This is a genomic window from Dyella sp. 05T440 (assembly GCF_056395965.1).
Genome location: NZ_JBFTKN010000001.1, coordinates 71,192 through 96,235, shown reverse-complemented (window position 1 = coordinate 96,235; position 25,044 = coordinate 71,192). Strand labels below are relative to the sequence as shown.

General features: G+C 65.1%; 19 protein-coding genes. 14 read left to right on the top strand and 5 right to left on the bottom strand.

What is annotated here, in order from left to right:
• Nucleotides 1-105: 105 nt before the first annotated feature.
• Entirely contained in the window at nt 106-1,179 is a 1,074-nt protein-coding gene (gene glk / locus AC1DE1_RS00415; protein WP_477178827.1) for a glucokinase, read from the bottom strand.
• Between the two features lie 618 nt (nt 1,180-1,797).
• On the opposite strand from glk (AC1DE1_RS00415), the gene pxpB reads away from it, so the two are divergent.
• The 6 genes from pxpB to pcp are packed head-to-tail and all read left to right on the top strand — an operon-like array spanning nt 1,798 to nt 6,605.
• Nucleotides 1,798-2,511, top strand: a complete 714-nt coding sequence (gene pxpB / locus AC1DE1_RS00410; RefSeq protein ID WP_441602769.1) for a 5-oxoprolinase subunit PxpB — start codon at nt 1,798-1,800, stop codon at nt 2,509-2,511.
• The gene (locus tag AC1DE1_RS00405) at nt 2,508-3,479 is read left to right on the top strand and encodes a 5-oxoprolinase subunit C family protein (protein WP_441602768.1); all 972 of its coding nucleotides are present in this window, start codon (nt 2,508-2,510) and stop codon (nt 3,477-3,479) included. Before pxpB ends, AC1DE1_RS00405 begins: the two co-directional genes overlap by 4 nt.
• Nucleotides 3,476-4,267: a LamB/YcsF family protein gene (locus tag AC1DE1_RS00400; protein ID WP_441602767.1), complete on the top strand. Its 792-nt coding sequence runs from the start codon at nt 3,476-3,478 to the stop codon at nt 4,265-4,267. The genes AC1DE1_RS00405 and AC1DE1_RS00400 overlap by 4 nt, the downstream gene beginning before the upstream one ends.
• Nucleotides 4,264-4,959 carry a DUF969 domain-containing protein gene (locus tag AC1DE1_RS00395; RefSeq protein WP_441602766.1) on the top strand — a complete coding sequence of 232 codons (696 nt, stop codon included), beginning with the start codon at nt 4,264-4,266 and terminating at the stop codon, nt 4,957-4,959. Before AC1DE1_RS00400 ends, AC1DE1_RS00395 begins: the two co-directional genes overlap by 4 nt.
• A gap of 2 nt (nt 4,960-4,961) precedes the next feature.
• On the top strand, nt 4,962-5,930 hold the full coding sequence (locus AC1DE1_RS00390) for a 5-oxoproline transporter, DUF979 family subunit (RefSeq protein WP_441602765.1): 969 nt from the start codon (nt 4,962-4,964) through the stop codon (nt 5,928-5,930).
• A 24-nt stretch (nt 5,931-5,954) separates the two neighbouring features.
• On the top strand, nt 5,955-6,605 hold the full coding sequence (gene pcp / locus AC1DE1_RS00385) for a pyroglutamyl-peptidase I (RefSeq protein WP_441602764.1): 651 nt from the start codon (nt 5,955-5,957) through the stop codon (nt 6,603-6,605).
• A gap of 69 nt (nt 6,606-6,674) precedes the next feature.
• Here the strand turns inward: pcp and AC1DE1_RS00380 are convergent, their stop codons facing one another.
• Both AC1DE1_RS00380 and glk (AC1DE1_RS00375) read right to left on the bottom strand, forming a co-directional pair.
• Nucleotides 6,675-9,464, bottom strand: coding sequence for a TonB-dependent receptor (locus AC1DE1_RS00380; protein WP_441602763.1), 2,790 nt, complete (start codon nt 9,462-9,464; stop codon nt 6,675-6,677).
• 78 nt (nt 9,465-9,542) lie between these two features.
• Nucleotides 9,543-10,637: a glucokinase gene (gene glk, locus AC1DE1_RS00375; protein ID WP_441602919.1), complete on the bottom strand. Its 1,095-nt coding sequence runs from the start codon at nt 10,635-10,637 to the stop codon at nt 9,543-9,545.
• A gap of 454 nt (nt 10,638-11,091) precedes the next feature.
• Between glk (AC1DE1_RS00375) and AC1DE1_RS00370 the strand changes: the two genes are divergently transcribed.
• The 4 genes from AC1DE1_RS00370 to nagA all read left to right on the top strand — a co-directional run bounded on the left by AC1DE1_RS00370 (nt 11,092) and on the right by nagA (nt 15,768).
• A complete protein-coding gene (locus AC1DE1_RS00370; protein ID WP_046970698.1) occupies nt 11,092-12,378 on the top strand; it encodes a sugar MFS transporter in 1,287 nt (428 codons plus the stop codon).
• Between the two features lie 86 nt (nt 12,379-12,464).
• Nucleotides 12,465-13,517, top strand: coding sequence for a LacI family DNA-binding transcriptional regulator (locus AC1DE1_RS00365; protein WP_441602918.1), 1,053 nt, complete (start codon nt 12,465-12,467; stop codon nt 13,515-13,517).
• A gap of 62 nt (nt 13,518-13,579) precedes the next feature.
• Nucleotides 13,580-14,614, top strand: a complete 1,035-nt coding sequence (locus AC1DE1_RS00360) for an SIS domain-containing protein (RefSeq protein WP_441602762.1) — start codon at nt 13,580-13,582, stop codon at nt 14,612-14,614.
• The gene (nagA, locus tag AC1DE1_RS00355; RefSeq protein WP_441602761.1) at nt 14,614-15,768 is read left to right on the top strand and encodes an N-acetylglucosamine-6-phosphate deacetylase; all 1,155 of its coding nucleotides are present in this window, start codon (nt 14,614-14,616) and stop codon (nt 15,766-15,768) included. The genes AC1DE1_RS00360 and nagA overlap by 1 nt, the downstream gene beginning before the upstream one ends.
• Before the next feature lie 167 nt (nt 15,769-15,935).
• Here the strand turns inward: nagA and AC1DE1_RS00350 are convergent, their stop codons facing one another.
• The gene (locus AC1DE1_RS00350) at nt 15,936-16,433 is read right to left on the bottom strand and encodes a hypothetical protein (protein ID WP_441602760.1); all 498 of its coding nucleotides are present in this window, start codon (nt 16,431-16,433) and stop codon (nt 15,936-15,938) included.
• Between the two features lie 450 nt (nt 16,434-16,883).
• On the bottom strand, nt 16,884-18,608 hold the full coding sequence (locus AC1DE1_RS00345) for an LTA synthase family protein (RefSeq protein ID WP_441611453.1): 1,725 nt from the start codon (nt 18,606-18,608) through the stop codon (nt 16,884-16,886).
• Between the two features lie 195 nt (nt 18,609-18,803).
• Here AC1DE1_RS00345 and AC1DE1_RS00340 point away from each other — a divergent pair, with 195 nt between their 5' ends.
• The 4 genes from AC1DE1_RS00340 to thrC all read left to right on the top strand — a co-directional run bounded on the left by AC1DE1_RS00340 (nt 18,804) and on the right by thrC (nt 24,994).
• Nucleotides 18,804-20,792, top strand: coding sequence for a bifunctional 2',3'-cyclic-nucleotide 2'-phosphodiesterase/3'-nucleotidase (locus AC1DE1_RS00340; protein WP_441602758.1), 1,989 nt, complete (start codon nt 18,804-18,806; stop codon nt 20,790-20,792).
• 802 nt (nt 20,793-21,594) lie between these two features.
• Nucleotides 21,595-22,689, top strand: a complete 1,095-nt coding sequence (locus tag AC1DE1_RS00335) for a homoserine dehydrogenase family protein (RefSeq protein ID WP_441602917.1) — start codon at nt 21,595-21,597, stop codon at nt 22,687-22,689.
• A complete protein-coding gene (locus tag AC1DE1_RS00330; protein ID WP_441602757.1) occupies nt 22,689-23,666 on the top strand; it encodes a homoserine kinase in 978 nt (325 codons plus the stop codon). The genes AC1DE1_RS00335 and AC1DE1_RS00330 overlap by 1 nt, the downstream gene beginning before the upstream one ends.
• A complete protein-coding gene (gene thrC, locus AC1DE1_RS00325) occupies nt 23,663-24,994 on the top strand; it encodes a threonine synthase (RefSeq protein ID WP_441602756.1) in 1,332 nt (443 codons plus the stop codon). Before AC1DE1_RS00330 ends, thrC begins: the two co-directional genes overlap by 4 nt.
• The last annotated feature ends 50 nt before the right edge of the window (nt 24,995-25,044 follow it).

The following is a 25,044-nucleotide window of genomic DNA, read 5'->3' as shown; positions in this document are numbered from 1 at the left end:
CAGCGGATGTTGTGGGTCGTCCGGCTGCGGCGTGGCTGTCTGGGCGTGTGCCCGGTTCAGTGCAACGGTGTAGTGCTGAGTCGGTACTTCGTTTTCCCGCGGTCTTTACGTGCGTCCGTCCAGGTACAAGCCGGCCGCACCGATCACACCGTGCTGGCCGTGCTCCATCAGTCGTACGGGAACCTGTTGCAGGAAGACGCGCATGACGCCCTTGTTGAAAAAGCGCTGGCGGAAGCTGCTGGCGAGCAACACTTCGCGGATCTGCGGAAGAATCCCGCCGGCCAGGAACACGCCCCCGCGTGCGCCATACAGCAGGCATAGATCGCCCACGAAGCTGCCGAGCAAACCGCAGAACACGTCCAGGGCTTCGACCGCTGCCTCGTCGCTGCGCTCCAGTGCCGACTGCGTCACCTGGCTGGGCAAGCTCAGCAGCGGGGCCTGGCCGCGCAGTGCGCACAGCGCGCGATACAGATTGAGCAAACCAGGGCCAGACAGTGCGTGTTCGAACGACACGTACTCGCGATCACGGGCCAGGTAGCGAAGAATCTCGATCTCGCGTTCGTTGCCCGGCGCCAGCGCAATCTGGCCTGCTTCGGTGGCGAGCACGGTCGCGTGCGGCTTGCCGGGCAATAGCACCGCCGAGCCCAAACCCGTGCCCGGACCCATCACCAGCACCGGGCCTTCGGCCGGCGCGGCGTCGGTGGCGATCACCGGCGTGGTATCGGCCTGATGCAGGAACTGCGTGGCATAGGCCACGGCTTCGAAATCGTTGACGACAGCGAGCTGCTCGATACCGAGGCTGTCGCGGATATCGCGGATGGAGACCGGCCACGGCAGGTTGTCGTTGACGATGGCGTCGCCCAGCACATACCCCGCACTGGCCACGGCACAGCGGTTCACGTGCACGTTGTGATCGAGCTGGCCGACGAAGTCCTGCAGCACGGCGGTGAGGCTGGGCCAGTCGGCGCAGGCATAGCGGTGGTACTGCAGCACGGTCACCGGACGCGTGCCGTCCGGCTCGCGGCTCACCAGTCCGATGCGAGCGTGCGTTCCTCCGACGTCCGCAGCGAGAAACATGGCTTCTTGCGCCAAGAACTCACGTGCGTTGTGGCTGACCCCTTCGACCACTTGCGATCCCCTCGTCATCCTGATGTCACGTTCCTGTGAACTCTCCCTCATTTGGCCGGAGTCTGGGTAATGGTTGACAACGTTGTCAACAATCCATCCGGCACATACGAAAATGGCCTATGCGGCAGGGCAGCATCTTGGTTCTACTGGCAGGCTGCCACAGGTCCCATGATCGTCATCAATCGCTTGTTTAATATGTATTTTTAATCCATTTCAGCATCGCCAGGAAACGATCTCGCAGCGCGCCATGGCGACCCCCATGGCGCTTGACTCAGGCCAGCCATTTGCCCTCTGACACGGGGGGATTTTCGGCCTCTATTCCCCTGTCGCGACAGATGAAAGCGGGCTCATTTGACAACGTTGCGAAGTCCGCGAGTCGCAGGAGCTCGCGACGTAACTTCACGTCTCCTCAATCCGCCAGTGATGTGAACCTGCGCCGAAAAGATCGCAAAGAACTGCGCAAACAGGCTGTTTTCGTGTGATGAGCGCCAATGGGAGCGCAGGGTTTTGCCTGGACACGGGTGTGTCGCAGTGCAAGTCGGCAAACTCAGTCTCTTCTGCAACACTCCACCTGACCCGCCCCCCCCGCCCACGAATCGCCCGCATGTCGACACGCACAGAGCAACTCAGCCCACGTGCTGAAAGAGACGATGCCGGGAAGGTGCGCGCGTGACATTTCCGCTGGCCGACGTACAGATCGAAACACTGGCCGAGGACGCATGGCTGTTGCGCTTTGGCGAAACCATCGACGCCGCCGTCAACGATCGCGTCCACGCCGCAGCCGCCAAGCTGCAGGCGGGCCTTGAGAACGTGGAATGCGTGCCAGCCTATGCCAGCCTGTTGCTGCGTTTCGATGTGCTGCAATGGCTGGACGATGACGGCCGCTTCGGTGCCGAACGCCTGCGCGCAGCGATCGCTGCCGCATGGAACGAGCACTCGTCAGTGGCAAAGGCGGTGCGCGAAGTGAGCATTCCGGTCTGCTACGACGGCGCCGACTTGCCTGAAGTAGCCACGCATGCGCGGATATCGATCGAAGAGGTGGTCGCGCGCCACACGGCTGCGCGCTATCGCGTCGCCATGCTCGGCTTCGCGCCCGGATTTCCCTATCTGCTCGGCCTCGATCCCACGCTGGCCATGCCGCGCCGCAGCCATCCGCGTACCAGCGTGCCCGCCGGCAGTGTCGCGATCGGTGGGCAGCAGACAGGCATCTATCCGCAAAGCCTGCCTGGTGGCTGGCAACTGATCGGGCGCACGCCGATGCGTCTGTTCGACCTCGCTGCCGCATCGCCTTCCCTGCTGGGGCCCGGCGACCATGTGCGCTTTCGCGCGATCGACCAGGACGAGTACGAGCGACTTGCCACCGACCCGGTTACACGCCCATGAGCGTCGAGGTCATCAAGCCTGGATTGCTCACCAGCCTGCAGGACGCAGGGCGTCGCGGGTATGCACATCTGGGACTGGGCCGCGCCGGGGCCATGGACGAGCCGGCCAGGCGGCTGGCCAATGCCCTCGTCGGCAATGCCGGCGACGAAGCGGTGCTGGAGATCACGCTGGCCGGTCCCACGCTGCGCTTTCAACACGACGCCGTCGTGGCGCTCACCGGTGGCCTGATTGAAGCGCGCGTGGAGGGCCAACCCTTGCCCGCGTGGACCAGCTGCTTCCTGCCCGCCGGCAGCGTGCTTCGCCTCGGCGGCATGCGCCACGGGTGCCGCAGCTATCTGGCGGTGCGCGGCGGCTTCGACGGCGCGTCGGTACTGGGCAGCCGCAGCAGCGATCTGCATGCCGGCGTGGGCAGGGCTGCGCAGAGCGGCGACGTCATCGACATCGGTGAACGCGCATCGGCATCCTGGTTCCGCGCCGGACTCACCATGCAGGCGTTGCGCTGGGGCCTCGATCCGCAACCCTGGCTCGACTATGCCCGCGCGCCGCTGGCCTTGTTGCGCGGTCATCACTGGCATGCGTTGGACGATGCCTCGCAACACGCGCTGTTCACCCAGCGCTTCATGGTGAGCAAGGACAGCAACCGCACCGGCAATCGACTGGAAGGCATGCCCCTGCACTTGCGCCAGCCGCTGGAACTGATTTCCGAAGCAACCCTGCCCGGCACCTTGCAGCTGCCGCCCTCGGGCCAGCCCATCGTGTTGCTGGCCGAAGCGCCGGTGACCGGTGGCTATCCGCGCATCGGCCAGCTGGCCATGGTGGATTTGCCGCGTCTCGCGCAGCGTCGGCCGGGCGATACCGTATCCTTCCGCGAGACAACTCTGGACGAGGCGCTGCAACGCCTCACCGAGCGCGAGGCCTCGCTGCAACACCTGCTGCAACGCATCGAACAACGCCTGGAATCCGCATGAAACTCTCCATCGCCAAGACCATCGACATCAACAGCGACCTGGGCGAATCCTTCGGCGCCTGGCGCATGGGCGACGATGCCGCGCTGCTTGCCATCGTCAGCTCGGCCAACATCGCCTGTGGCTTCCATGGCGGCGACCCGGACATCATGCGCGGCACCGTCGCCATGGCGGTACAACACGATGTGGCGATCGGCGCGCATGTCTCCCTGCCCGACCTGCAAGGTTTCGGGCGACGCGAGATGGCGGTGACGCCGAACGAAGCCTATGCCATGACGCTTTATCAGATCGGCGCGCTGCAGGCGTTTGCGCAGGCGGCAGGCACACGACTGCGCCACGTCAAGCCGCATGGCGCGCTGTACAACATGGCGGCACGCGATGCCAGGCTGGCGGCCGCGATTGCGCGGGCCGTCCACGATTTCGATCACTCGCTGTTTCTGTTCGGCCTGGCCAACTCGGCGCTGATCGATGCCGGGCTGGCTGCCGGCATCCCGGTGGCGGCCGAAGCGTTTGCCGATCGTCGCTATCGCGCCGATGGCTCGCTGCAACCACGGCGCGAACCCGACGCAGTGATCCAGGAAGGCGATGAGGCGATTGCCCAGGCGATGGCGATGGCACGCGAAGGTCAGGTGCGCGCCATCGACGGCAGCATCGTGGCCTTGCAGGCTGACACCTTGTGCGTGCATGGCGATGGCGAGCACGCCGTGGCCTTCGCACGTCGATTGCGCGCCGCACTGGAAGCGGCCGACATCGGTATCGCCGCGCCGCACGCCAGCGGGGCACGCGCATGAATTACTGGCCGCTGCTCGGCGTCGCGGTCATCGTCATCGGTTTTGCGCTGCGCTTCAATGCCGTTCCCGTGGTGGTGTGCGCTGCGCTGGTCAGCGGTTTGCTCGCCGGCTTGCATCCCGCCGACCTGCTGGCCCTGCTGGGCAAGAGCTTCGTGTCCTCGCGCATGCTGTTGATGTTCGTGCTCACCCTGCCCGCCATCGGTCTGCTCGAACACGCCGGCCTGCGCGAGCACGCCCAGCAATGGATGAACCGCCTGCGCGGCTTCACGCTGGCCCGGCTCTTGATCGGTTATCTGTTCATACGCGAAGTGCTCGCCATGTTCGGGCTCACCGGCGTCGCCGGCGCCGCACAGACAGTGCGCCCGCTGCTGGCGCCGATGGGCGAGGCCGCGGCCGAGAAGATCAAGCCTGACCTGAGCGACGCCGAGCGCGACGAAGTGCGCGCGGTCGCTGCCGCCACGGACAACATCGGCCGCTTCTTCGGCGAGGATGTCTTCATCGCGTTGGGCGCGGTGCTGCTGGTCCAGGGCTTCTACGCCCAGCACGGCATCGATCTCACGCCACTGGCCATCGCATTGTGGGCGCTGCCCACGGCCATCGCCGCCTTCGTGATCCAGTCGGTACGCGTGTGGTTGTTCCAGCGCCGCCTGCAGCGGCGCGCCGCGCTCGCCCGCGTCGAAGCGGAAGCCTGAGCATGTTGCGCATCGAATACGCGTACTGGCTGATTGCAGCTTTCCTGTTCTACACCGCCTGGCGCAACGCGCGTGCGCAACAGATCGCTCGCGCCTCCTTCTGGGCGCTGCTGGGCCTGCTGTTTGCCGGTGGCGACGTGGTGCTGGCGCAACAGAAGGCCGGCAACGCCCTGCCTGCGCAGATCGCCGGATGCATGGTGATCGCACTCGCGCTGCTCGCGCCCCGCCTTCGCCGCCAGGCCCACCCGGAGACGGCCAGTGCATCGGCACGCGAGGCGTCCGCCCTGCGCCTTGGCCACAAGCTGTTTGTGCCCGCCCTGCTGATTCCACTGGTGACCTTGCTGGTGGCCTTGTTCGGCGAACATCTGTCCATCGGCGGTTACGCGCTGTTCGCCAAGCCGCAGATGACCTTGACCGGGCTGACGCTCGCCTGCGTGCTCGCGCTGTTCGCGGCGGCGCGCGTGGCGCAGGCGCCGCTGCATCAGGGCTTGTCGGAAGGCCGGCGCCTGCTCGATGCGATCGGCTGGGCGGCGCTGTTGCCGCTGTTGCTGGCCGCACTGGGCGAAGTGTTTACCCAGAGCGGCGTTGGCGCGGCGATCTCGGCGCTGGCGCAGATGATCCTGCCCGAGGGCAATGCCTTCTTGTGCCTGCTGGTGTTCTCGCTGGGCATGGTGTTGTTCACCGTGATCATGGGCAATGCGTTCGCCGCATTTCCGGTGATGATGGCGGGCATCGGACTGCCGCTGCTGGTGCATCGCTACGGCGCCAACCCGGCCATCCTCGGTTCCATGGGCATGCTGTGCGGCTATTGCGGCACCCTGCTCACGCCCATGGCGGCCGACTACAACCTGGTGCCGGCAGCACTGCTGGAGCTGCGCAATCCCTATGGCGTGATCCGCGCGCAGGCGTGGAGCGCTGCCAGCATCTTCGTCGCCACCTTCGTCATCATGTGGCTGCTGGTCTTTCGCTGACGCCGCACGACTTGAGATCCGATCATGAGCCAACCGCGCATCCTGCTGACCGGTTTTACGCCGTTCGGGAATGAAGACATCAACCCATCATGGGAAGCCGTGCGCGCGCTCGACGGCAAGCACATCGCTGGCCATCGCGTGGTGGCCCGGTTGCTGCCGACGGCCTTCGCCGATTCGCAGCGCGAGCTGGCGCTGGCCATCGACGAGGTGCAGCCCAAGCTGCTGCTGGGCGTCGGGCAGGCTGGCGGACGTAGCCGACTATCGATCGAACGGATAGCGATCAATGTGCAGGACGCCCGCATTGCCGACAATGCCGGAGCACAGCCGATTGACATGGCCATCGTTGAGGACGGCCCCGCGGCGTACTTCAGCACACTGCCGATCAAGGCCATGCTCAAGGCACTGCTCGCCGAAGGGCTGCCGGCCGAAGTGTCCAATACGGCGGGCACCTTCGTGTGCAATCACGTGGCGTATCTGATGCTGCACCTGGCCGAGCAGCATCGCGGACTGCGCGCGGGTTTTATCCACATCCCCTACCTGCCCTCGCAGGCGGCGCGCTTTCCGAACGCGCCCAGCATGAGCAAGGACGACGTGGTGCGCGCCCTGTCCATCGCGTTGGAGGTAGCGGCCACGCAGCACACCGACGATCGTTACGGCGCCGGCGCCCTCGACTGAGCGACGCCGCGACGCATAAAAAGAGGGCCTGGCAAGACGCCAGGCCCTTACCGGGGAGGTTTGGGTAAATCAGAGCTTGAAGTGCGCTTCGAGGATGTACTCGCGACCACTGGCGTATTCGTTGGCCAGTTCCGTCATGCTGGAACCGTAGAACTGCTTGTAGGTCGAGTTGAGCAGGTTCAGCGCGTCGAAGGTGACCGACATGTGATCGTTGAACTTGTAGCCCAGCGAGGCATCGAGTTCCTTGTAGCTGTCGGTATACGAATCGGGCGCACCGGCCACGTAGCCGCCTGCCAGATACTTGCTGCGATAGTTGTACGCAATGCTGGCACTGTACGGACCCTTCTCGAAGTACGGCGAGAGGTTGTACGAGTCCTTGGAGTTGTACGGCAGCGGGCCGCCGGCCGCGGTGCTCGAATCGGAGTACGTGAAGTTGGCACGCAGACCGAAACCGCTGTCACCGAAGGCCTGCTGGTAGCTGATCGCGGCGCCCTTCACCTTGGCGCGACCGCCATTGATCGGCGCGGAGACGCTGTACTGGCAGAAGCCGGCCAAGGTACACATGCCGTTGTTCACCAGCATCTGGCCGGTGGAACCCTGGATCAGTTCCGCCCACGAACCGTTCTGGCGACCCTGCACGGTGGCGGCATTGACCACGTAGTTCAGCACGTTCTTGTAGAAGCCCGAGACCGCGATCACCGACTCGTTGTTGAAGTACCACTCGCCGGACAGGTCGAAGTTCACCGACCGATACGGCTTGAGGTTCGGGTTGCCTGCGGTCGCGGTGAGCACCGTGTCGTTGGCTTCGAAGTACGGCGCCAGCTGGTTGTAGGGCGCGTACGCAATCGTCTCGGAACCCGCGCCGCGCAGGATGATGTCAGGCGCCACGTTCCAGGCGACGTTGAACGCCGGCAACCAGTCGTTGGACGTGCTGGTGGTGCCGACATAGCCAAAACCGGGCGGGAACACGCAATCCCAGGTGCTGCAGGTGCTGGGCACGTTGTAGCCGAAGGAGTCGATCTTGGTGTGCACGAAACGCACGCCAAGGTTGCCGTGCACGTTGTCGTTGCCGAAGTTCAGCTGGGCAAAGCCCGCGCTGTTCTGCTGCTGCACATTGAACGTGTTGTCCCAGTAGTCGACCGGATCGTTGGAGCTCAGCTGGTTGCCGTCGAGCACCGCGTTGTAGATCGACTGGAAGCCCAGCGTCTGCACGTGATGCACGGTGCTGCCGGACAGGCCGATGCTGGACGCGCCGCTCAGATCGCTGATGCCGCCGTAACCGATCTGGTTGAGTGTCTGGTTGGGCACGCCCACGTTGTCGATCAACAGCGACTGGCTTTCCCAGTGCGACGCCCAGCGGGCACCGATCTGCAGGCTGTTGAAGAAGCCGTCGAAGTCCTTGGTGAAGTCGGCCTGGGCATACTCGTCGCGCGCCTTGTACGGCTTGTAGCCGATGTTGCCGCCGAAGTTGTTGTCGGCCCAATAGGCCGGGTTGTTCGCCGTGGCAAGGTCGGTGTAGTTGAAGCCCTTGTTGATGTTCCAGTCGAAGCCGCCGCCGTAGAACAGTTCCTTGAAGGCCTGCGTGATGGTGTTGTCGGAGGTGCTTACGCCCAACTGCCCGTTGATGCGCCAGCCGTCGCCCTTGTAGGTGCCGCGCCAGTCGGCGCCCTTGGTACGGATGAACGACTTGCGTGCGTCGTTATCCATGAAGGTTTCGGCCGTGCTGGTGCACGAGGTGGTGTTGAAGCAGGGCGTGCCGACTTGGGTACCCGCCACCACGATGCCGTTCGGGCCTTCGGTGAGATGCGAGATGCCGGCGTAGTTGAAGCCGGCGATCGGGTACATCGACACGTTGAGGTTGTCGAGGCGATCGGTCATGTACAGCAGGCTGAGCGTGCTGTCGAAATGGTCGTTCGGCTTGTACTGCAGATTGACCAGGATGCTGCTGCGCTTCTCGGTCTGCTGGAAGTCGGCCGCGTTGAGTTCCGTTGGCATCTGGTCGGACGCCTTGAGCGTGCCGGCGGCAATCTGCCCCGCAATGGCCGGATTGGCGGCGGCGATGGCCGATACCGGCGTATAGCCGAAGATTTCCTGGCCCTGGCGATCGGTCTTTTGCTCGTAGTGCGAGAGGGAGACATCCGCACCAAACGTCTTGTCGGCGTTGTGCCAGCTGTAGAACAGCGACGCGTTCGGACGGCTCTGCTCGACCATGTCGTTGTAGTTCACGCCGAACGAACCGCTGAGCGTGTTCGCCGGCACGTCGAGCGGCTGGATGGTGTGCATGATCACCGTGCCGCCGAGGCTGCCCTCAGGCAGGCGCGCTTCCGGGCTCTTGTAGATCTCCAGCGAGCCGAGGATCTCCGGCGGCAGCAACGAGTAGTTGAAGCCGCGGTTGGGACTGTCGCCGTAGAGCCACATGGCCTGCGCGATCGGATGGCCGTCAAGGAACGAGAGGTTCAGGCTGGGATCGATGCCGTTGATGCTCACGCGCTGCGTGGCGCCGAACGCACGGTCCAGCGTGACGCCGGGAATCTGCGCCAGTGCTTCGGCCACGTTGGTGGCGGGGAACTTGCCGATGTCTTCGGCCGTGATGGCATCGACGATGGCGTCTGCGTTGCGCTTGGTGTCCAGCGACTGTTGCAGGCTGGCGCGGATGCCGGTGACGGTCACCGTTTCCAACTGCTTGGCCTGCGATTGGTCGGCGGTCGTCTGCGGGTTGCTGTTGTCCTGTGTCGCTGCCGCGGGTGCGGGTTGCGGCGCCGGTTGCGCAGCGGGCGCCGTATCGGCGGCGCGAAGCGAACCGGATAGACAGAGTCCAGCGATGATGCTGGCGGCTAGCAATGATTTGCGTTGTGACATGGTGTCCTCCCCTCGAAGGCAATCGGCAGCCAGCACGTGGACATGGGCTGCGGCGTGGCTGTTGGGCATGGGCCCGGTTCAGTTGGACGATCTGAGTACTTCGTTCTCCCCGGCGCGAGAGCCTGCGGACATGCCCTCTCGGTCTTGCAAGTCAAGGAACAGCCCGGCGGCGCCGATCACACCGTGCTGGCCGTGCTCCATCAGTCGTACGGGAACCTGTTGCAGGAAGGCGCGCATCACGCCTTTGTTGAAAAAGCGCTGGCGGAAGCTGCTGGCGAGCAGCACGTCGCGGATCTGCGGAAGAATCCCGCCGGCCAGGAACACGCCCCCGCGTGCGCCGTACAGCAGGCACAGATCGCCGGCAAAGCTGCCGAGCAATCCGCAGAACACCTCCAAGGCTTCGACGGCTGCCTCGTCGCCGCGCTCCAGCGCCGACTGCGTCACCTGGCTGGGCAAAGTGAGTTCGGGTGTCTGCCCGCGCAGCGTGCACAGCACGCGGTACAGGTTGAGCAGGCCGGGGCCGGACAAGGCGTGTTCGAACGAGACATACGAACGGTCGCGCGACAGCGCACGAAGAATCTCGATCTCGCGTTCGTTGCCCGGCGCCAGCGCGATCTGGCCTGCTTCGGTGGCCAGCACGGTGGCGTGCGGTTTGCCGGGCAACAGCACCGCCGAGCCCAAACCGGTGCCGGGCCCCATCACCAGCACCGGACCTTCGGCGGGCAGTGCCTCGCTTTCGATCACTGCAGTGGTGTCGGCCTGGCTGAGGAACTGGGTGGCATAGGCCACGGCTTCGAAGTCGTTGACGACGGCGAGCTCTTCGATGCCGAGGCTGTCGCGGATATCGCGAATGGAAACCGGCCAGGGCAAGTTGTCGTTGACGATGGCATCGCCCAGCACGTAACCCGCACTGGCCACGGCGCAGCGACGGATGTGCACAGAGCGATCGAGCTGGCCGACGAAGTCCTGCAGCACGGCCGTGAGGCTAGGCCAGTCGGCGCAGGCATAGCGGTGGTACTGCAGCACCGTCACCGGGCGCGTCCCATCCGGCTCGTGGCTGACCAGGCCGATGCGGGCATGCGTCCCGCCGACGTCAGCCGCCAGGAACGCCCCCGCAGGGAGCGCCAGGCGACGTGCCTCCAGACTGTGGTTACCGCGTTGCGCCACCGTCATCCCCTCGTCATTGCTGTGTCGCATTGCACGACCTGCGACCCGATTTTGGCCCGAGTCTCGCCACGGATGACAACGTTGTCAACAGGCCGTTTTTTCATGCGAAACAAGGGTTTGGCGCGGTCCAGCAATCGCAGCAAATGACGTCCTTGCCGCAAGATCATGATGCAGTGCAACACACTGTAAACAAAGGGATTTTTAACTAGTCAAAAGAGCCGTCCTGCTGCCAAAACATCGCTATTGCGGCGCAACAAGCGAGGTTTTTGCGGGGTCGGTGCAGCCACCGCTTTGTGCACCTTTGGATGACTCACTCGTGTCAGAATTTGACAACGTTACGCATAGCGTCGATAAACGCTCATCTCTCCCTCTCCTTCGCGGCGAGGGAAGGGCTTTGAGGGGGAATCGGACCGTCATGGGTCCATCGTTCAGCGGCCATCCGCGGGGAGTAAGTCCATCCATGTCTGCCACTACGCTTGCCGCTGGCGAGCCACGCTCTTCCAGCGTGGTACCGATGCTGATCATCGGCGTGCTGTTTTTCATCTTCGGCTTCGTGACCTGGCTCAACGGTCCGCTGATCACCTTCGTCAAGCTCGCCTTCAACGTCGATGACGTGTCTGCTTTCTTCGTACCGCTGGTGTTCTATTTTTCGTACTTCTTCCTGGCCATTCCCGCGTCCAGCGTGCTTCGCCGCACCGGCATGAAGAAGGGCATGGGACTGGGCTTGTTCGTGATGGCGATTGGCGCGGTGTTGTTCGGCCAGTTCGTCAGCATGCGCATCTTCTATCCGGCGCTGGCCGGATTGTTCGTGATCGGCGCGGGCCTCGCCCTGCTGCAGACCGCTTCCAATCCGTACATCAGCATCCTCGGCCCGATCGACAGTGCCGCGCAGCGTATTGCCTTCATGGGCATCTGCAATAAGGTCGCCGGTGCGCTGGCACCGTTCGTGTTCGGCGCGCTGGTGTTGTCGGGCATCGACACCTTCGACCAGCAGGTGAAGGCCGCGGCCTCGCCCGAGGCAAAGGAAGCCCTGCTCAACGCCTTCGCCGCCAAGATCCACATGCCGTACATGATCATGGCCGGCCTGCTGGTGGTGCTGGCGATCTGGGTGGTCCGCTCGCCGCTGCCGGAAATCAAGCCGTCCGGCGCCAATGCCGAGTCGGATATCGGTCACTCCAAGGGCGGCATCTTCAGCTTCCCTCACTTGTGGCTGGGCGTGCTGTGCCTGTTCCTCTACGTGGGCGTGGAAGTGATGGCGGGAGATGCCATCGGCACCTATGGCCAGGGCTTTGGCCTGCCGCTGGATGAGACCAAGCACTTCACCTCGTTCACCCTGATCGCCATGCTCGCCGGTTACCTGGCGGGCCTGGTGCTGATTCCGCGCTTCATCTCGCAGCAGAGCTACCTGGCGGTGTCCGCCGTGCTCGGCGTGCTGTTTACGCTGGGCGCGTACATCACCACCGGCCATACCTCGGTGGGTTTTGTCGCCGCGCTGGGTTTCGCCAACGCCATGATGTGGCCGGCGATCTTCCCGCTGGCCATCCACGGCCTGGGCCGCCTCACCGAGCGCGGCTCGGCGCTGCTGATCATGGCGATCGCCGGCGGCGCGCTGGTGCCGCAGCTGTTCGTGCACCTGAAACAGCACTTCAACTTCCAGCTGGTATTCATGGCGCTGATGGTGCCCTGCTACCTGTACATCCTTTACTACGGCGTTAAGGGGCACCGCGTCGGCCAGCACGCGCGCTGAAGCCTGGGTCGGCGCCCGCCGCGCCGCCAGGTAAGGCTTCGCTGGGCTACGATGCCGCTACTTACCGATTGCCGGAGTTTCTTGTGTTGCGCAACCCCACCATCAAGGATGTCGCCAAGCGTTCCGGCGTTTCGCTCAAGACCGTCTCGCGCGTCATCAACCACGAGGCCTCGGTTCGCGCCGATACGCGCGAAAAGGTCGAGCGCGCGATCGAGGCTTTGGGCTACCAGCCCAATCCTTCAGCACGTGGTCTGCGCAGCACGCATGCCTATGCGATCGGACTGGTCTACGACAACCCGAACGCGCACTACGTGATCAGCATGCAGGACGGCGTGTTGTCCGCCTGCCGCGAACGCGGCTTCGGCCTGCTGATCCATCCGTGTGATTCCTCCTCGCCCGACCTGGCGGCGGAGCTGTGCGCGCTGGTGGAACGCAATCGTCTCGCCGGCCTGGTGCTGGCACCGCCGATGTCCGAGCAGGCCGAGCTGGTCAATACGCTGATCGCCAACGACATCAGCTTCGTGCGCATCATTTCCTCGCGCGACGATCCCCATGACGGCGCGCCGTGCGTCTACATCGACGACCGCAGCGCCGCCTATGCGATCACCGAACACCTGATCCAGATGGGCCACAAGCGCATCGGCTTCCTGTGGGGCGAACCGCACCATCGCTCCAGCCCGGAGCGTTACCAGGGCTATGCCGATGCGCTGCGCGACTATGGTCTGCCGCTGGACAAGAAGCTGGTGCTGCCCGGCCGTTATGCGTTCGACGACGGTTTCCGCGGCGCCCGCAAGCTGCTTGCGCTGAAGGATCCGCCGACCGCGATCTTCGGCAGCAACGACGAAATCGCCGCGGGCGTGCTCGCCGCGGCCCGTTCGAGCAACGTGGATGTGCCGTGGGGGCTTTCCATCGCCGGCTTCGAGGACAGCCCGTTCTCCAAGCAGGCGTGGCCCGCACTCACCACCGCGCGTCAGTCCACCAGCGACATCGGCCGCCATGCGGCCCTGCAGCTGATGGCGGAATTGCAGCGCAAATCCGGCGCGGCGGTTGAACTGCCGCACAGCGAATGTTTTGTACCCGAATTGGTCGTGCGTGGATCCACCGCGCCACCGCAAACCCCGGCGCCCCGCAAGGGCTGAGGTCGCGCTCGCGCACCTTGGCCTCGCGGCATGCGCCTCGTGCATGTCACCGAGATAGGACGATGAAAGAAGCAAGCCAGACCCTGATGTACCGCGAGGCCCACGAGGCGGCCGCCGTGGTCGAGCGACAGCTGCGCGAGAATGCGCCCATCCTCAAGGCGCTCGGCGAGCAGCTGCGGGCCAGGCCGCCCCGCTTCATCGTCACCTGTGCGCGCGGCAGCTCCGATCACGCCGCTGCCTATGCCAAGTATGTGTTCGAGACCCGCCTGGGTCTGATCACCGCCTCGGCGTCGCCGTCCATTTCGTCCATCTACGACGCCGACCTGCACATGGACGGCGCCTTGTTCGTCGCCATCTCGCAGTCGGGCAAGAGCCCCGACTTGCTGCGCAGCGCGCAGGCCGCCAAGGATGCCGGCGCCCATGTGGTGGCCCTGGTCAACGTGGAGGATTCCCCGCTCGCGCAGATGGCCGACACCTTCGTGCCGCTGCGCGCCGGCCCTGAACTTAGCGTGGCCGCCACCAAGAGTTACCTCGCGACGCTTGCAGCCGTGCTGCAGCTCACCGCGCACTGGAGCAACGACGCGACGCTGCACGACGTGGTCGATCGCCTGCCCGACGATCTGCGTCGTGGCTGGGACTGCGACTGGAGCGCCATGGTGAAGGGCCTCACCGGTGCCAGCAGCCTGTTCGTGGTCGGTCGCGGTTTTGGTTTCGGCGCCGCGCTGGAAGCGGCGCTCAAGCTCAAGGAAACCTGTGGACTCCATGCCGAGGCCTTCAGCGCCGCCGAAGTGAAGCACGGCCCGATGGCCATCGTGGGTGAAGGTTTCCCGGTGCTGTTCTTCGCACAGGACGACGGCACGCAGGACAACACGATTGCCGTGGCGAACGAGTTCCGCTCGCGCGGCGCGCGCGTGTTCATCGCCGCGCCGGGCAATCACGATCCGGACAAACTGCCGCTGCCGGAAAACATCGCGCCCATCGTGACGCCGCTACTCGCCGTGCAAAGCTTCTATCGCGCAGCCAGTGCGCTGTCGCTTGCACGCGGCTTTGATCCGGACGTACCGCCGCACCTGCGCAAGGTCACGGAGACCATGTAATGAGCACGCCACTCACCGCACTCATCAATGCTCGCCTGCTGACCGATCATGGTCCGCGCGAGGGACTGGCTGTGCTGGTGCGCGGCGAGCGCATCGAAGCGATCGTGCGCGACGACGACAAGCGCATTGCGGAGGCCACGAAGCACGACCTCAAGCGCCAGCTGCTGCTGCCCGGCTTCATCGATGTGCAGGTCAATGGCGGTGGCGGCGTGCTGTTCAATGCCGAACCTACGGTGGAAGCGTTGGCGACCATCGGCGCCGCGCACCGCAAGTTTGGCACCACGGGTTTTCTGCCTACCCTGATCACCGATACCGCGGACGTGATGCGCAAGGCGCTTGATGCGGTCGATGCCGCCATCGAGCAAGGCGTGCCGGGCGTGCTGGGCATCCATCTGGAAGGCCCTTTCCTCGCGACGGCACGCAAGGGCATCCATGATGCCTCGCTGTTTCGTCTGCCTGATGCCGAAGATATCGCAGCCATCACGCGCAATCGCCGTGGCGTGGTGATGCTCACGCTCGCGGTGGAAGAAGTACCGCGCGACACCATTCGCCAGCTCAGCGAAGCCGGTGTGCTGGTGGTTGCCGGCCACACCGCGGCGACTTATCACGCCACGCGCGCCGCGCTCGATGCCGGCGTGTGCGGCTTCACCCATCTGTACAACGCGATGACGCCGCTCGGTAGTCGCGAGCCCGGCGTGGTCGGCGCCGCGCTGGACGATCCGCACAGCTGGTGCGGCCTGATCGTTGACGGCCATCATGTGCATCCGGTCGCGCTGCGCGTCGCGATTGCCGCCAAGGCCAAGGGCAAGAGCGTGCTGGTCACCGACGCGATGCCGCCGGTGGGCGCGGACAGTCCCGAGTACGTGCTCAACGGACAAACCATCATCGCCCGCGACGGCATCTGCCAGAGCGACGATGGCGTGCTCGCCGGCTCCGCGCTGGATATGGCCACTGGCGTGCGCAATCTGATGGAGATGGTCGGCTTGCCGCTGGCCGAGGCCTCGCGCATGGCAAGCGCCTATCCCGCCGCGTGGCTCGGACTGGATCGCACGCATGGTCGCATCGTCGCGGGTCAGCAAGCGGACTTCGCCGTGCTGGACAAAAACCTTGTCGTCACCGAAACCTGGATTTCAGGCGTCCGCTACGACGCCTGAAACCAACGCGATACTTTTGTGGGAGCGCACCCTGTGCGCGACAGCCGGGCGGAGCGACAGCGCTCTGACGCTGCGGTCGCGCACAGGGTGCGCTCCCACACGGTCAGCACGCTCGGCTGGCGCGCAGCCAGCGTAGATTGATCTCTGGTCGAAGCAAACCCGAAATTCTACGGTTCACAGAGTTCACCATTTTCTCTCGCGCGACGGCAGGCATAACCCCTGTAGCTGAATTCTCGCCAGCCACCCGCTCTGCCCTCGAAAACGTAGATCCACGATTGATAGACGGTGGTGGTCTGACTGATCATGGTCAGGGTCTGACCCTCACTGCCGTTTGCCGGCAACGGCATCGGCGGGCCCATATTGGGCGGGTCGAGCGGCGGACCCGGCAACATCGCTGGCCGCACGGTACCTGACGTGATCGTCAGGGTGATGCGGCCAACGTCATACGGTAGACCCAAGCCCCAACCCAGTTTGCGTCTACCGATGTTCTGCTGGTCAATAAAAGCTTTCCACGCGTCATATAGCGGCGTGCCGCGCGTGAGCACGAACGTCTGGCTGGAAGCAGCCACTGTGTAGTCAGATTCAGGTGCTGATGCCGATGCAATGACCGGCAAGGGAGCGACGGACAGGATGAGAACAAGCAAAGACGGCCTGAGCATTTTCATTTGAACTCCCGCGTTGCGGCGAGGCCTGGCTTGCCCTGCCCGCGGAATTTGCAGCGCGGACATCGGCGCTACAAATACGAGTAATCCCTGTTCTGGGGGAGCAGCACACGTTGGCAGTCGGCGTAGCCGTCTGCATGTGCATGCTGAAGGTGATGGCGATTGGAAGTCCGTCGCTGGCTGGTTGCGCACAGGGTGCACTCCTACAGCACGACTGCGGGGGCAATGCAGCTTCGGTGTAGGAGCGCACATTGTGCGCGACCGCAGCGCCTCGACGCCATCGTTTCGTTCGGCTGTCGCGCACAGGGTGCGCTCCCACCGAAATGCCCAAGCTTGCCGCACCCTTGTAGGAGCCCACCTTGTGGGCGACCGCGGCGCTCGGCGTCGCCGCTACGTCGGCTGGTCGCGCACAAGTGCGCTCCTGCAATGAAAGAGATGATCGCGTCGCGGCGCCTATTCGTACACGTGCAGCCGATTGAATATCCACGCGTGATACGACTTCACCAGGTCCGGCTGCGCGCAATCGGTGTAGAGACCGTTGCAACGTGTGCGCAGCGAAATCGCCGCTGAGAAATACGGATCGGTCGGCAGATCCGCCGCCTGCAGCACCATGCTTGGCAGCAGCGCGATGTCGAGCATCGGGTAATGCGGCAACGGCGCACCCTGGAAGTTGCTCTTGATCATGTAATACGTGAGGTAGTCCTTGACCGAGGACAGCTCATCCGGCCACGTGCGCGGCATCTCGCGGATCAAGCCACTGAACGAGGGCTGGTGATCGCCGAAGTGCACGATCACGGTAGGCTGCGCGCGATCGAGGAAATCGTGTTCCAGCCCGTGCATCGCCGCATCGGAATTGTGCAGGTTCGCCAGATAGGTGTTGAAGTTGAGCGACTCGCGCGTCGGCAGGCCCTTGAGCACGCCCTTGTTGAACGGCGCCGGCAACGAGGACAACGGATCGGTATCGTGCGGGCCGTGCTGCGCCAGCGTCAGGATCATCACGAACACCGGCTGACCGGGCTTCTTCACCTTGTCGTAGACGCGCTTGGCTGCGTCGAACATCTGCTTGTCGGTCTCTTCCCACTCTTCCAGGCCGAGCTGGCCGGCGTCGTAGAACTGATCGAAGCCGTACGCGCGATAGGCGTTGCGTCCGTTGAGGAAGGCGCCATTGGTCGGATAGATCGCCACGGTGAGATAGCCCAGGCGTTGCAGCTGACGCGGCAGGCTGTCCTGCACGTGCGGTGCGAGCACGTACGGGGCGTACATGCCGCCCGGGCCGAAGATGTCCTGCGGCATGCCGGTGAGCGTGGCGAATTCGCTCACCCAGGTGCCGCCGCCAAAGGTGTGCACGCGCATGGGGCCGGTCGAGCGCGTGCGCACGTCCGGCTTGAACATCGCCACGCGACACTCGGGGATGTTGCACTGGGTGAAATTGGCCGGATTGAAGGTGCTTTCTTCCAGCACCTGCACGATGTCCGGATAGGATTCCGGCGAACGCGGAATCGCCGCCGGCTCGCCTGACGCCGTGGAACCCCACTCCTGCTCGGCCTGGGCGTCATCGCCCATGTCCGGCATGCGCACATCCGAGTCGCTGAAGTTGACGAAGAAATTGGTGATCTGCGCGTCGTCGGAGAGTTTCTCCCACACGTTCCTCGCATGCACCTCGGCGAACGGGCCGTTGGGCAGCAGGCACACCCAGAACGCCAGGGCCCATAGCGCCATGCCGCTGAGGCGCATGCTCCATGCACGACGGCGGCTGAGATGCGCCACCAGGCGACGATCGAAATGCCACACCGCCCACAGCACCAGCGGCGTCACCACGCACACCACCAGGGACAGCATCCACAGGTGCGGGTAATGGCCCAGCGTTTCGAGCAGGCTGCTGCGCGCGTAATAGACGAAGTCCGCCGGCATCAGCGGCGAGTCCAGATAGCGCAGCTTCATCACGGACAGGAAGTTCAGGCCGAGGAACAAGCCGCCGCTTACCACCAGGGCCGTGGCGGGGCGCGCAAACGCCGACAGCAGCACGCCGAACGCGCACACCATCAGCGCAATCACGAAGGCCTGCTGCAACAAGGCGGGCTCGCGCAACGCGGTCATGCTGACGCAGAACAGGAAAAATCCTGCCGCGACCAGCCAAGGTCCGGTTTTTCTCAGAAAGCCCAGTGTTCGTTGCGGCATATGGATAAGGCCCCCTGTTTGGCCCCGGTGTCATTCGAGCGCAATTCTACGGACTTGCAACTGTCACATGCACAATGGCCGGCAACGGCCAAACGGCGCCCCTATGCGGTTCAGCAGCCGTTGCGCCGGCAAGACGACATGCCGATCTGCTAGGTTTCCCGCTTTGCCCCCGTTGCCCACCCCATGGACCGGCCGATGACCCACCGCCTTCTTCCCCTCGCCGCCCTCGCCGCCGCCGTGCTGGCGGGCTGCGCCAGCCAGACCACCAGCCATTCCGCCGCCCTGCCCGACGGCAGCCGCGCCCAGGTAGCCATCCTGGAAACCACTGACGTCCACTCCAACGTGCTCAGCTACGACTATTACAAGCAGCGCGAGGACGACACGGTGGGCTACGAGCGGGTGGCCACCCTGATCCGCCGGGCCCGCGCGCAGTACCCCAACAGCTTCCTGTTCGACAGCGGCGACACCATCCAGGGCAGCGTGCTGGCCGACTACCAGTCGCTGGTGAAGCCGGTGGGCTGCGATGAGGAGCTGGGGATTTACCGCGCCATGGATGCCATGGGCTACGACGGCGGCACCGCCGGCAACCATGAGTTCAACTACGGCCTGGGCTTTCTTTCGCAGGTCACCGGCACCCCGATGAACGTGGAAGGCGGCCACGCCAACCGCTGCGCCGGCCCGCATTTTCCGCTGGTGCTGTCCAACGTGTTCAGCAGCCGCGACGGCGCGCCCATCTTCAAGCCCTGGACCGTGGTGCAGAAGGACATCACCGTCACCGGCCCCGATGGCAGCACGCGGAAAGTGCCGCTCAAGGTCGGCATCATCGGCTTCACCCCGCCGCCGATCCTGGACTGGGACAAGCAGAATCTGGCCGGCAAGGTGACGGTCACCGGCGTGGTCGAGGCGGCGCAGAAATACCTGCCGGAACTGGAAGCGCAGCATCCGGACATCGTGGTCGCCGTGCTGCACGGCGGCCTCAACACCGCGCCGTATACCTCCGACATGGAGAACGGCGGCTGGTACCTGGCCGGCGTGCCCGGCATCGACGTGCTGCTGATGGGCCATTCGCATACCGAATTCCCGGGCCCGCACTACAAGGGCATGAAGGACGTGGATGCCGAACGCGGCTTCGTGCGCGGCAAGCCGGCCGTGATGGGCGGCTTCTTCGGCAAGGACCTGGGCGTGATCGACCTGGCCTTGCAGCGCAAGGACGGCCACTGGGTGATCGACGACAGCCAGACGCACAGCGAAGTGCGTCCTATCTGCCCCAAGAAGAACGACTGCGTCCCGGCCGACCCGGCCATCGCACCGCTGGTGAAGCAGGCGCATGAAGCGGCCGTGCAATACGTCAATACGCCGATCGGCGAGACGCGCGTGCATCTGAGCAGCTACTTCGCCGACGAGGGCAATATGACGGCGCTCGCGCCGATCAACGCCGCCATGCGCGATTACGTGCAAAGCGAATTGCCCAAGACGCATCCGGAACTGGCCAAGCTGCCGGTGCTCTCCGCCGCCGCGGCCTTCCGCACCGGCTTCGGCGGCCCGGATGACTACACCGACATCGCCGTGGGACCGCTCACCCTGCGTAGCGCCGCAGATCTGTATTTCTATCCGAACACGCTCTCAGCCGTGAAAGTCGACGGTTCCGGGCTCAAGGCCTGGCTGGAAAAAGCAGCCGAGCGCTTCAACCGCATCGACCCCAGCAAGGACGGCGAGCAGGAACTCATCAGCGACCGCCTGCCCGGCTACAACTTCGACCAGATCCAGGGCGAGCTGAGCTATCAGATTGATGTCACCAAGCCGGCCGGCGAACGCATCGTCAAGCTCAGCTACAAGGGCAAGCCGGTGAAGCCCGACCAGCAATTCGTCGTGGCCACCAACAACTACCGCGCCAGCGGCGGCGGCAACTTCCCCGGCCTGGTCGGCAACAACATCGTGCTGGCCGCGCCGGACGGCGCCCGCGAAATCCTGGCCAAGTGGCTGCAGCGCAAGCAGACCCTGACCGCCAAGGATCTGCCCGTTACTTCGTGGCATTTCGTGCCGGTGAAGACGCACGGTGAGGTGGTGTTCAAGGCCGCCTCGAACAAGCAGGATGTGGCGCGCGAAGCGGGGCTGAAGAACATCCGCCAGCTCAAGGACAACGGCGACGGCACGGCGGTGTACGCGATCGACCTGTCGCATTAAACCGGCCACTGGCGGTGAACGCGCGGCGGCGTAGACTGCGCCGCGCGTTCACCCAGGGCATGCTCGGAGGCAAAGCCTTGCAAGGCGACAAGACGTACTGGTTTCCCGCAAAACGTGACGGCTGGGGTTGGGGCTTTCCCACCACGTGGCAGGGCGGGACTGAGCGTTTGTGGGAGGCCACCCTGTGGGCGACCGCCGCGCCACGTCGTCATCGCTCCGTAGGGTAGTCGCGCACAGGGTGCGCTCCCACAAGAAGCCTCCCGCTTGACGCACCCTTGTAGGAGCCCACTTGTGGGCGACCGCGACGCGACAGCGGCGCCGCTTCGCAGGTGAGGTCGCGCACAAGTGCGCTCCTACACAAGAGCGGTTCGCGCAACGGCGGCATCGAACTGCTACACCGCTGCAACACCTTGTAACGCCGCCTCGACGACTCGCTCTGGCCACCCCGAAAGTTTCAAACGAATCTGTTGACTGCAGTGCAGCATCGGGCCTAAGGTCGAGCCATGTCGCCATCTATTGCGCCAGCACGCAAGTTCCAGCACCCGGTCCACACTGGGTGCGCGTCGCTGTCCGCCGGCGCCATGACCCACGCCACCACCACCACCACGACCACTATTACCACCAGGTCGGGGTGGAGCTGCGTGCGCGAATAAGTTTCTGACGCAAACGGCCCCGCCCTCGATGAGGCGGGCCGGCGCACACTCCGACTCCCTCTGCGAGCACGGGCCATCCACAAGGAGAGGCCATCGTGAACGCTGTCGCAGCACCTTCGCTCGAACAACCGTCGTTACCGCCACATGCCATGGCGCTGCCGACGACCACCGCGCGCCAGCGCGTCCTCGCCGTGGGCCTGGTCGGTCCCGGCCGCGTCGGCAGCGCCTTGCTCGAGCAGCTGCGAACCGCCCAGCCGCGGCTTGCGCGTGCCGGATTGGAGCTGCGCTTATGCGCCGTGGCTGCCAGCCGCCGCATGTGGCTGGATGCGGACGATCCTGAGCTCAACGGTCGTCACGGCAGCGCGCAAACCTGGCGTCCGAGCAACCTCGACGAATTCGCCGCGCATCTGCGTGGCGACGATGGCCGCCATGCGCTGGTAATCGATTGCAGCGCCAGCGAAGCGGTGGCATCGCACTATGCCGAGTGGCTCGCTGCCGGCTTGCACGTGGTGACGCCGAACAAGCTGGCCAGCAGCGGCCCGCTGGCGCGACTGCAGGCGATCCGCGCCGCTTCCTTCAGCGGTGCCCGCTTCCGTTACGAAGCGACCGTGTGCGCCGGCCTGCCGGTGGTGCAGACGCTGCGCGACCTGCTCGACACCGGCGACGAATTGCTCGCGGTGGAAGGCATGTTCTCCGGCACGCTCGCATGGCTTTGCCATCGCTACGACGGCAGCCGCCCGTTTTCGGAGCTCGTGCGCGAAGCCCACGCCCTGGGCTATACCGAGCCCGATCCGCGCGATGATCTTTCCGGGCTGGACGTGGCGCGCAAACTGGTGATTCTTGCGCGCGAGGCGGGTTGGTCGCTCTCGCTGGAAGATGTGGACGTGCAGAGCCTGGTGCCGCGCGAGCTGGCCGAGGTGGCGGCCGATGAAGTGATGGACCAGCTGCATCTGCTCGACGCGCCGATGGCGCAGCAGGTGGCGCATGCCCAGGCCCAGGGCTGCGTGCTGCGCCATGTCGCCAGCCTCGACGCCAAAGGCCATGCCAGCGTGCGGCTGGCGCTGTTGCCGGCCTCGCATCCGTTCGCCCATACGCGGCTCACCGACAACATCGTACAGTTCACCACGCACCGCTATCGCGACAACCCGATGCTGGTGCAGGGTCCTGGCGCCGGGCCGGAAGTGACGGCGGCAGGCGTATTCGCCGATCTCCTGCGTATTGCCGAAACGCTGGAGGCGCGGTGATGAATGCACAACTGATCGATCCCATGCCCATTCCCCAGCGCGCGTTGAGCGCACAAGCCATGGCCTATGCCAGCGTCGGCAACGTCGCGGTCGGCTTCGACATTCTTGGCCATAGCGTGGCCGGCGCCGGCGACCGCGCCATCGTGCGTCGCATCGACGAGCCCACCGTGCGCATCGCCGCCATCCACGGGCGCGTGACCGATCTGCCGCTGGAGGCGAGCAGCAATACGGCGGGTGCGGCGCTGCTGTCGCTGCGCCGCGCGCTTGGCCTGCGCCATGGTTTTGAAGTGGAGTTGCACAAAGGCATCGCGCTGGGTTCGGGCATGGGTGGCTCGGCTGCCTCGTGCGTGGCCGCGCTGGTGGCCGCCAACGCCTTGCTCGAACGCCCGCTGCCGCGCGAAGCGCTCTATGGCTTCGCGCTCGACGGCGAGGCCGTGGCCAGCGGCAGCCGCCACGGCGACAACCTGGGGCCGATGCTCCTCGGCGGCCTGGTGCTGGCCACGCGCGATCGATTGCTGCGTTTGCCGGTGCCCGAAAACTGGTACTGCGCGCTGGTCCATCCGCACGCCGTGCTGGAAACCCGCAAGGCGCGCGCCGTGCTCGCCGATGGCTTCTCGCTGCACGACGTGGTGGCGCAACAGGCCAACCTCGCCCTGGTGCTTACCGGCCTTCATCGTGGCGACGCGGAGCTGGTGCGCGAAGGCCTCAAGGACGTGTTGGTGGAACCAAGGCGCGCGCCGCTGGTCCCAGGCTTCGCGCGCGTGAAACAGGCTGCCCTGGATCACCACGCGCTCGGCGCAAGTATTTCCGGCGCCGGTCCCAGCGTATTTGGCTGGTATGAGCGACGCGAGGACGCCGAGCGCGCTGCGGTGGCCATGTCGGCGGCGTTTGCCGACGAAGGCCTCGCCAGCGACGTGCTGGTGTCACCCATCAACGGACCGGCCGCCACGCTGGTCGACGAGGACGAGGCCGCATGAGCGAGCCGTTGCATTACCGCAGTACGCGCAGCGCGAAACACGCGGCGCGCATCGAGGAAGTCATCGCCGCGGGCCTGGCCCCCGATGGCGGGCTGTATGTACCCGAGGCCTTGCCGCAACGGGATGCGAGCGAATTCGATGCGAGCCAGACGCTGGCGCAGACCGCTGCCACGCTGCTGGATCCGTTTTTTCGCGGCTCCTCACTTGCCCATGAACTTCCGGCGATCTGCCGTGAAGCGCTCGACTTCGATACGCCGCTGCGACCGCTGGCGTATCGCGACGATGCCTCGGTGCTGGAACTTTTCCATGGACCGAGCGCCGCATTCAAGGACGTGGGCGCGCGCTTTCTGGCCGCCTGTTTCCGACGTCTGCGAGGTGATGCGCAGTCGCCGCTGACGATTCTTGTGGCAACTTCCGGCGACACCGGCGCTGCGGTGGCCGCCGCGTTCCATCGTCAACCCGGTGTGCGTGTGGTGATCCTCTATCCGGATGGCCGCGTGTCGCCACGCCAGGCGCACCAGCTCGGCTGCTTCGGCGACAACGTGCAGGCACTGCGCGTGGACGGCACGTTCGACGATTGCCAACGCATGGTGAAGGCCGCGCTCAACGACGGCTCGCTGCAGCAGCGTGTGCCGATGTCCTCGGCCAACAGCATCAGCCTCGGCCGCCTGCTGCCACAGATGAGCTACTACGCGCAGGCCTCGCTGAGCTGGTGGCATCGGCACCGCGCACCGCTCAACTTCATCGTACCCACCGGCAACCTCGGCAACGCGCTGGCCTGCGTGTGGGTGCGCGACATGGGATTGCCGGTCGGAGAAATCCACCTCGCCTGCAATGCCAACGCCACGCTCAGCGATTACTTCGACGGCTCGCCCTACTCGCCACGTCCGGCCGTCGCCACTCTGGCCAATGCGATGGATGTAGGCGCACCCAGCAATTTCGAGCGGCTGCGCTGGACCTATCCGCACGACCATGAGCTGCGCCTGCAGCTGCATGCGAGCAGCGTCGACGACGACGCGATCCGCGAAACCATCGTGCGGCACGCATGCGACCATGGCGAGGTGTTCTGTCCGCATACGGCCACAGCGATGCATGTGCTCGATGGCATGGGTTCGACGGGGCTGCCTTGGGCGGTCGTCGCCACGGCGCATCCGGCCAAGTTCGACAGCGTGGTCGAGCCGTTGATCGGCCGTCAGCTGGACGTGCCGCCGGCTTTGGCGGCGATGTTGCAGCGTCCGGCGTATGCGGAGCCGATGGCGGCCAGCGACGATGCGTTGAAGTCGTGGCTGGATGGGCGGGTGGAAAGCGCTCGGGCGGCGGCCGGCTAAATAAGGGCCATGCCTATCCCTGTGGGAGCGCACCCTGTGCGCGACCGCGG

Coding starts and splice junctions, on each gene's coding strand:
- glk (WP_477178827.1), bottom strand. CDS start 1,179: ATGAGGGAGAGTTCACAGGAACGTGACATCAGGATGACGAGGGGATCG.
- AC1DE1_RS00405 (WP_441602768.1), top strand. CDS start 2,508: ATGAGCGTCGAGGTCATCAAGCCTGGATTGCTCACCAGCCTGCAGGAC.
- AC1DE1_RS00400 (WP_441602767.1), top strand. CDS start 3,476: ATGAAACTCTCCATCGCCAAGACCATCGACATCAACAGCGACCTGGGC.
- AC1DE1_RS00395 (WP_441602766.1), top strand. CDS start 4,264: ATGAATTACTGGCCGCTGCTCGGCGTCGCGGTCATCGTCATCGGTTTT.
- AC1DE1_RS00390 (WP_441602765.1), top strand. CDS start 4,962: ATGTTGCGCATCGAATACGCGTACTGGCTGATTGCAGCTTTCCTGTTC.
- pcp (WP_441602764.1), top strand. CDS start 5,955: ATGAGCCAACCGCGCATCCTGCTGACCGGTTTTACGCCGTTCGGGAAT.
- AC1DE1_RS00380 (WP_441602763.1), bottom strand. CDS start 9,464: ATGTCACAACGCAAATCATTGCTAGCCGCCAGCATCATCGCTGGACTC.
- glk (WP_441602919.1), bottom strand. CDS start 10,637: ATGACGGTGGCGCAACGCGGTAACCACAGTCTGGAGGCACGTCGCCTG.
- AC1DE1_RS00370 (WP_046970698.1), top strand. CDS start 11,092: ATGTCTGCCACTACGCTTGCCGCTGGCGAGCCACGCTCTTCCAGCGTG.
- AC1DE1_RS00360 (WP_441602762.1), top strand. CDS start 13,580: ATGAAAGAAGCAAGCCAGACCCTGATGTACCGCGAGGCCCACGAGGCG.
- nagA (WP_441602761.1), top strand. CDS start 14,614: ATGAGCACGCCACTCACCGCACTCATCAATGCTCGCCTGCTGACCGAT.
- AC1DE1_RS00350 (WP_441602760.1), bottom strand. CDS start 16,433: ATGAAAATGCTCAGGCCGTCTTTGCTTGTTCTCATCCTGTCCGTCGCT.
- AC1DE1_RS00345 (WP_441611453.1), bottom strand. CDS start 18,608: ATGCCGCAACGAACACTGGGCTTTCTGAGAAAAACCGGACCTTGGCTG.
- AC1DE1_RS00340 (WP_441602758.1), top strand. CDS start 18,804: ATGACCCACCGCCTTCTTCCCCTCGCCGCCCTCGCCGCCGCCGTGCTG.
- AC1DE1_RS00335 (WP_441602917.1), top strand. CDS start 21,595: ATGGCGCTGCCGACGACCACCGCGCGCCAGCGCGTCCTCGCCGTGGGC.
- AC1DE1_RS00330 (WP_441602757.1), top strand. CDS start 22,689: ATGAATGCACAACTGATCGATCCCATGCCCATTCCCCAGCGCGCGTTG.
- thrC (WP_441602756.1), top strand. CDS start 23,663: ATGAGCGAGCCGTTGCATTACCGCAGTACGCGCAGCGCGAAACACGCG.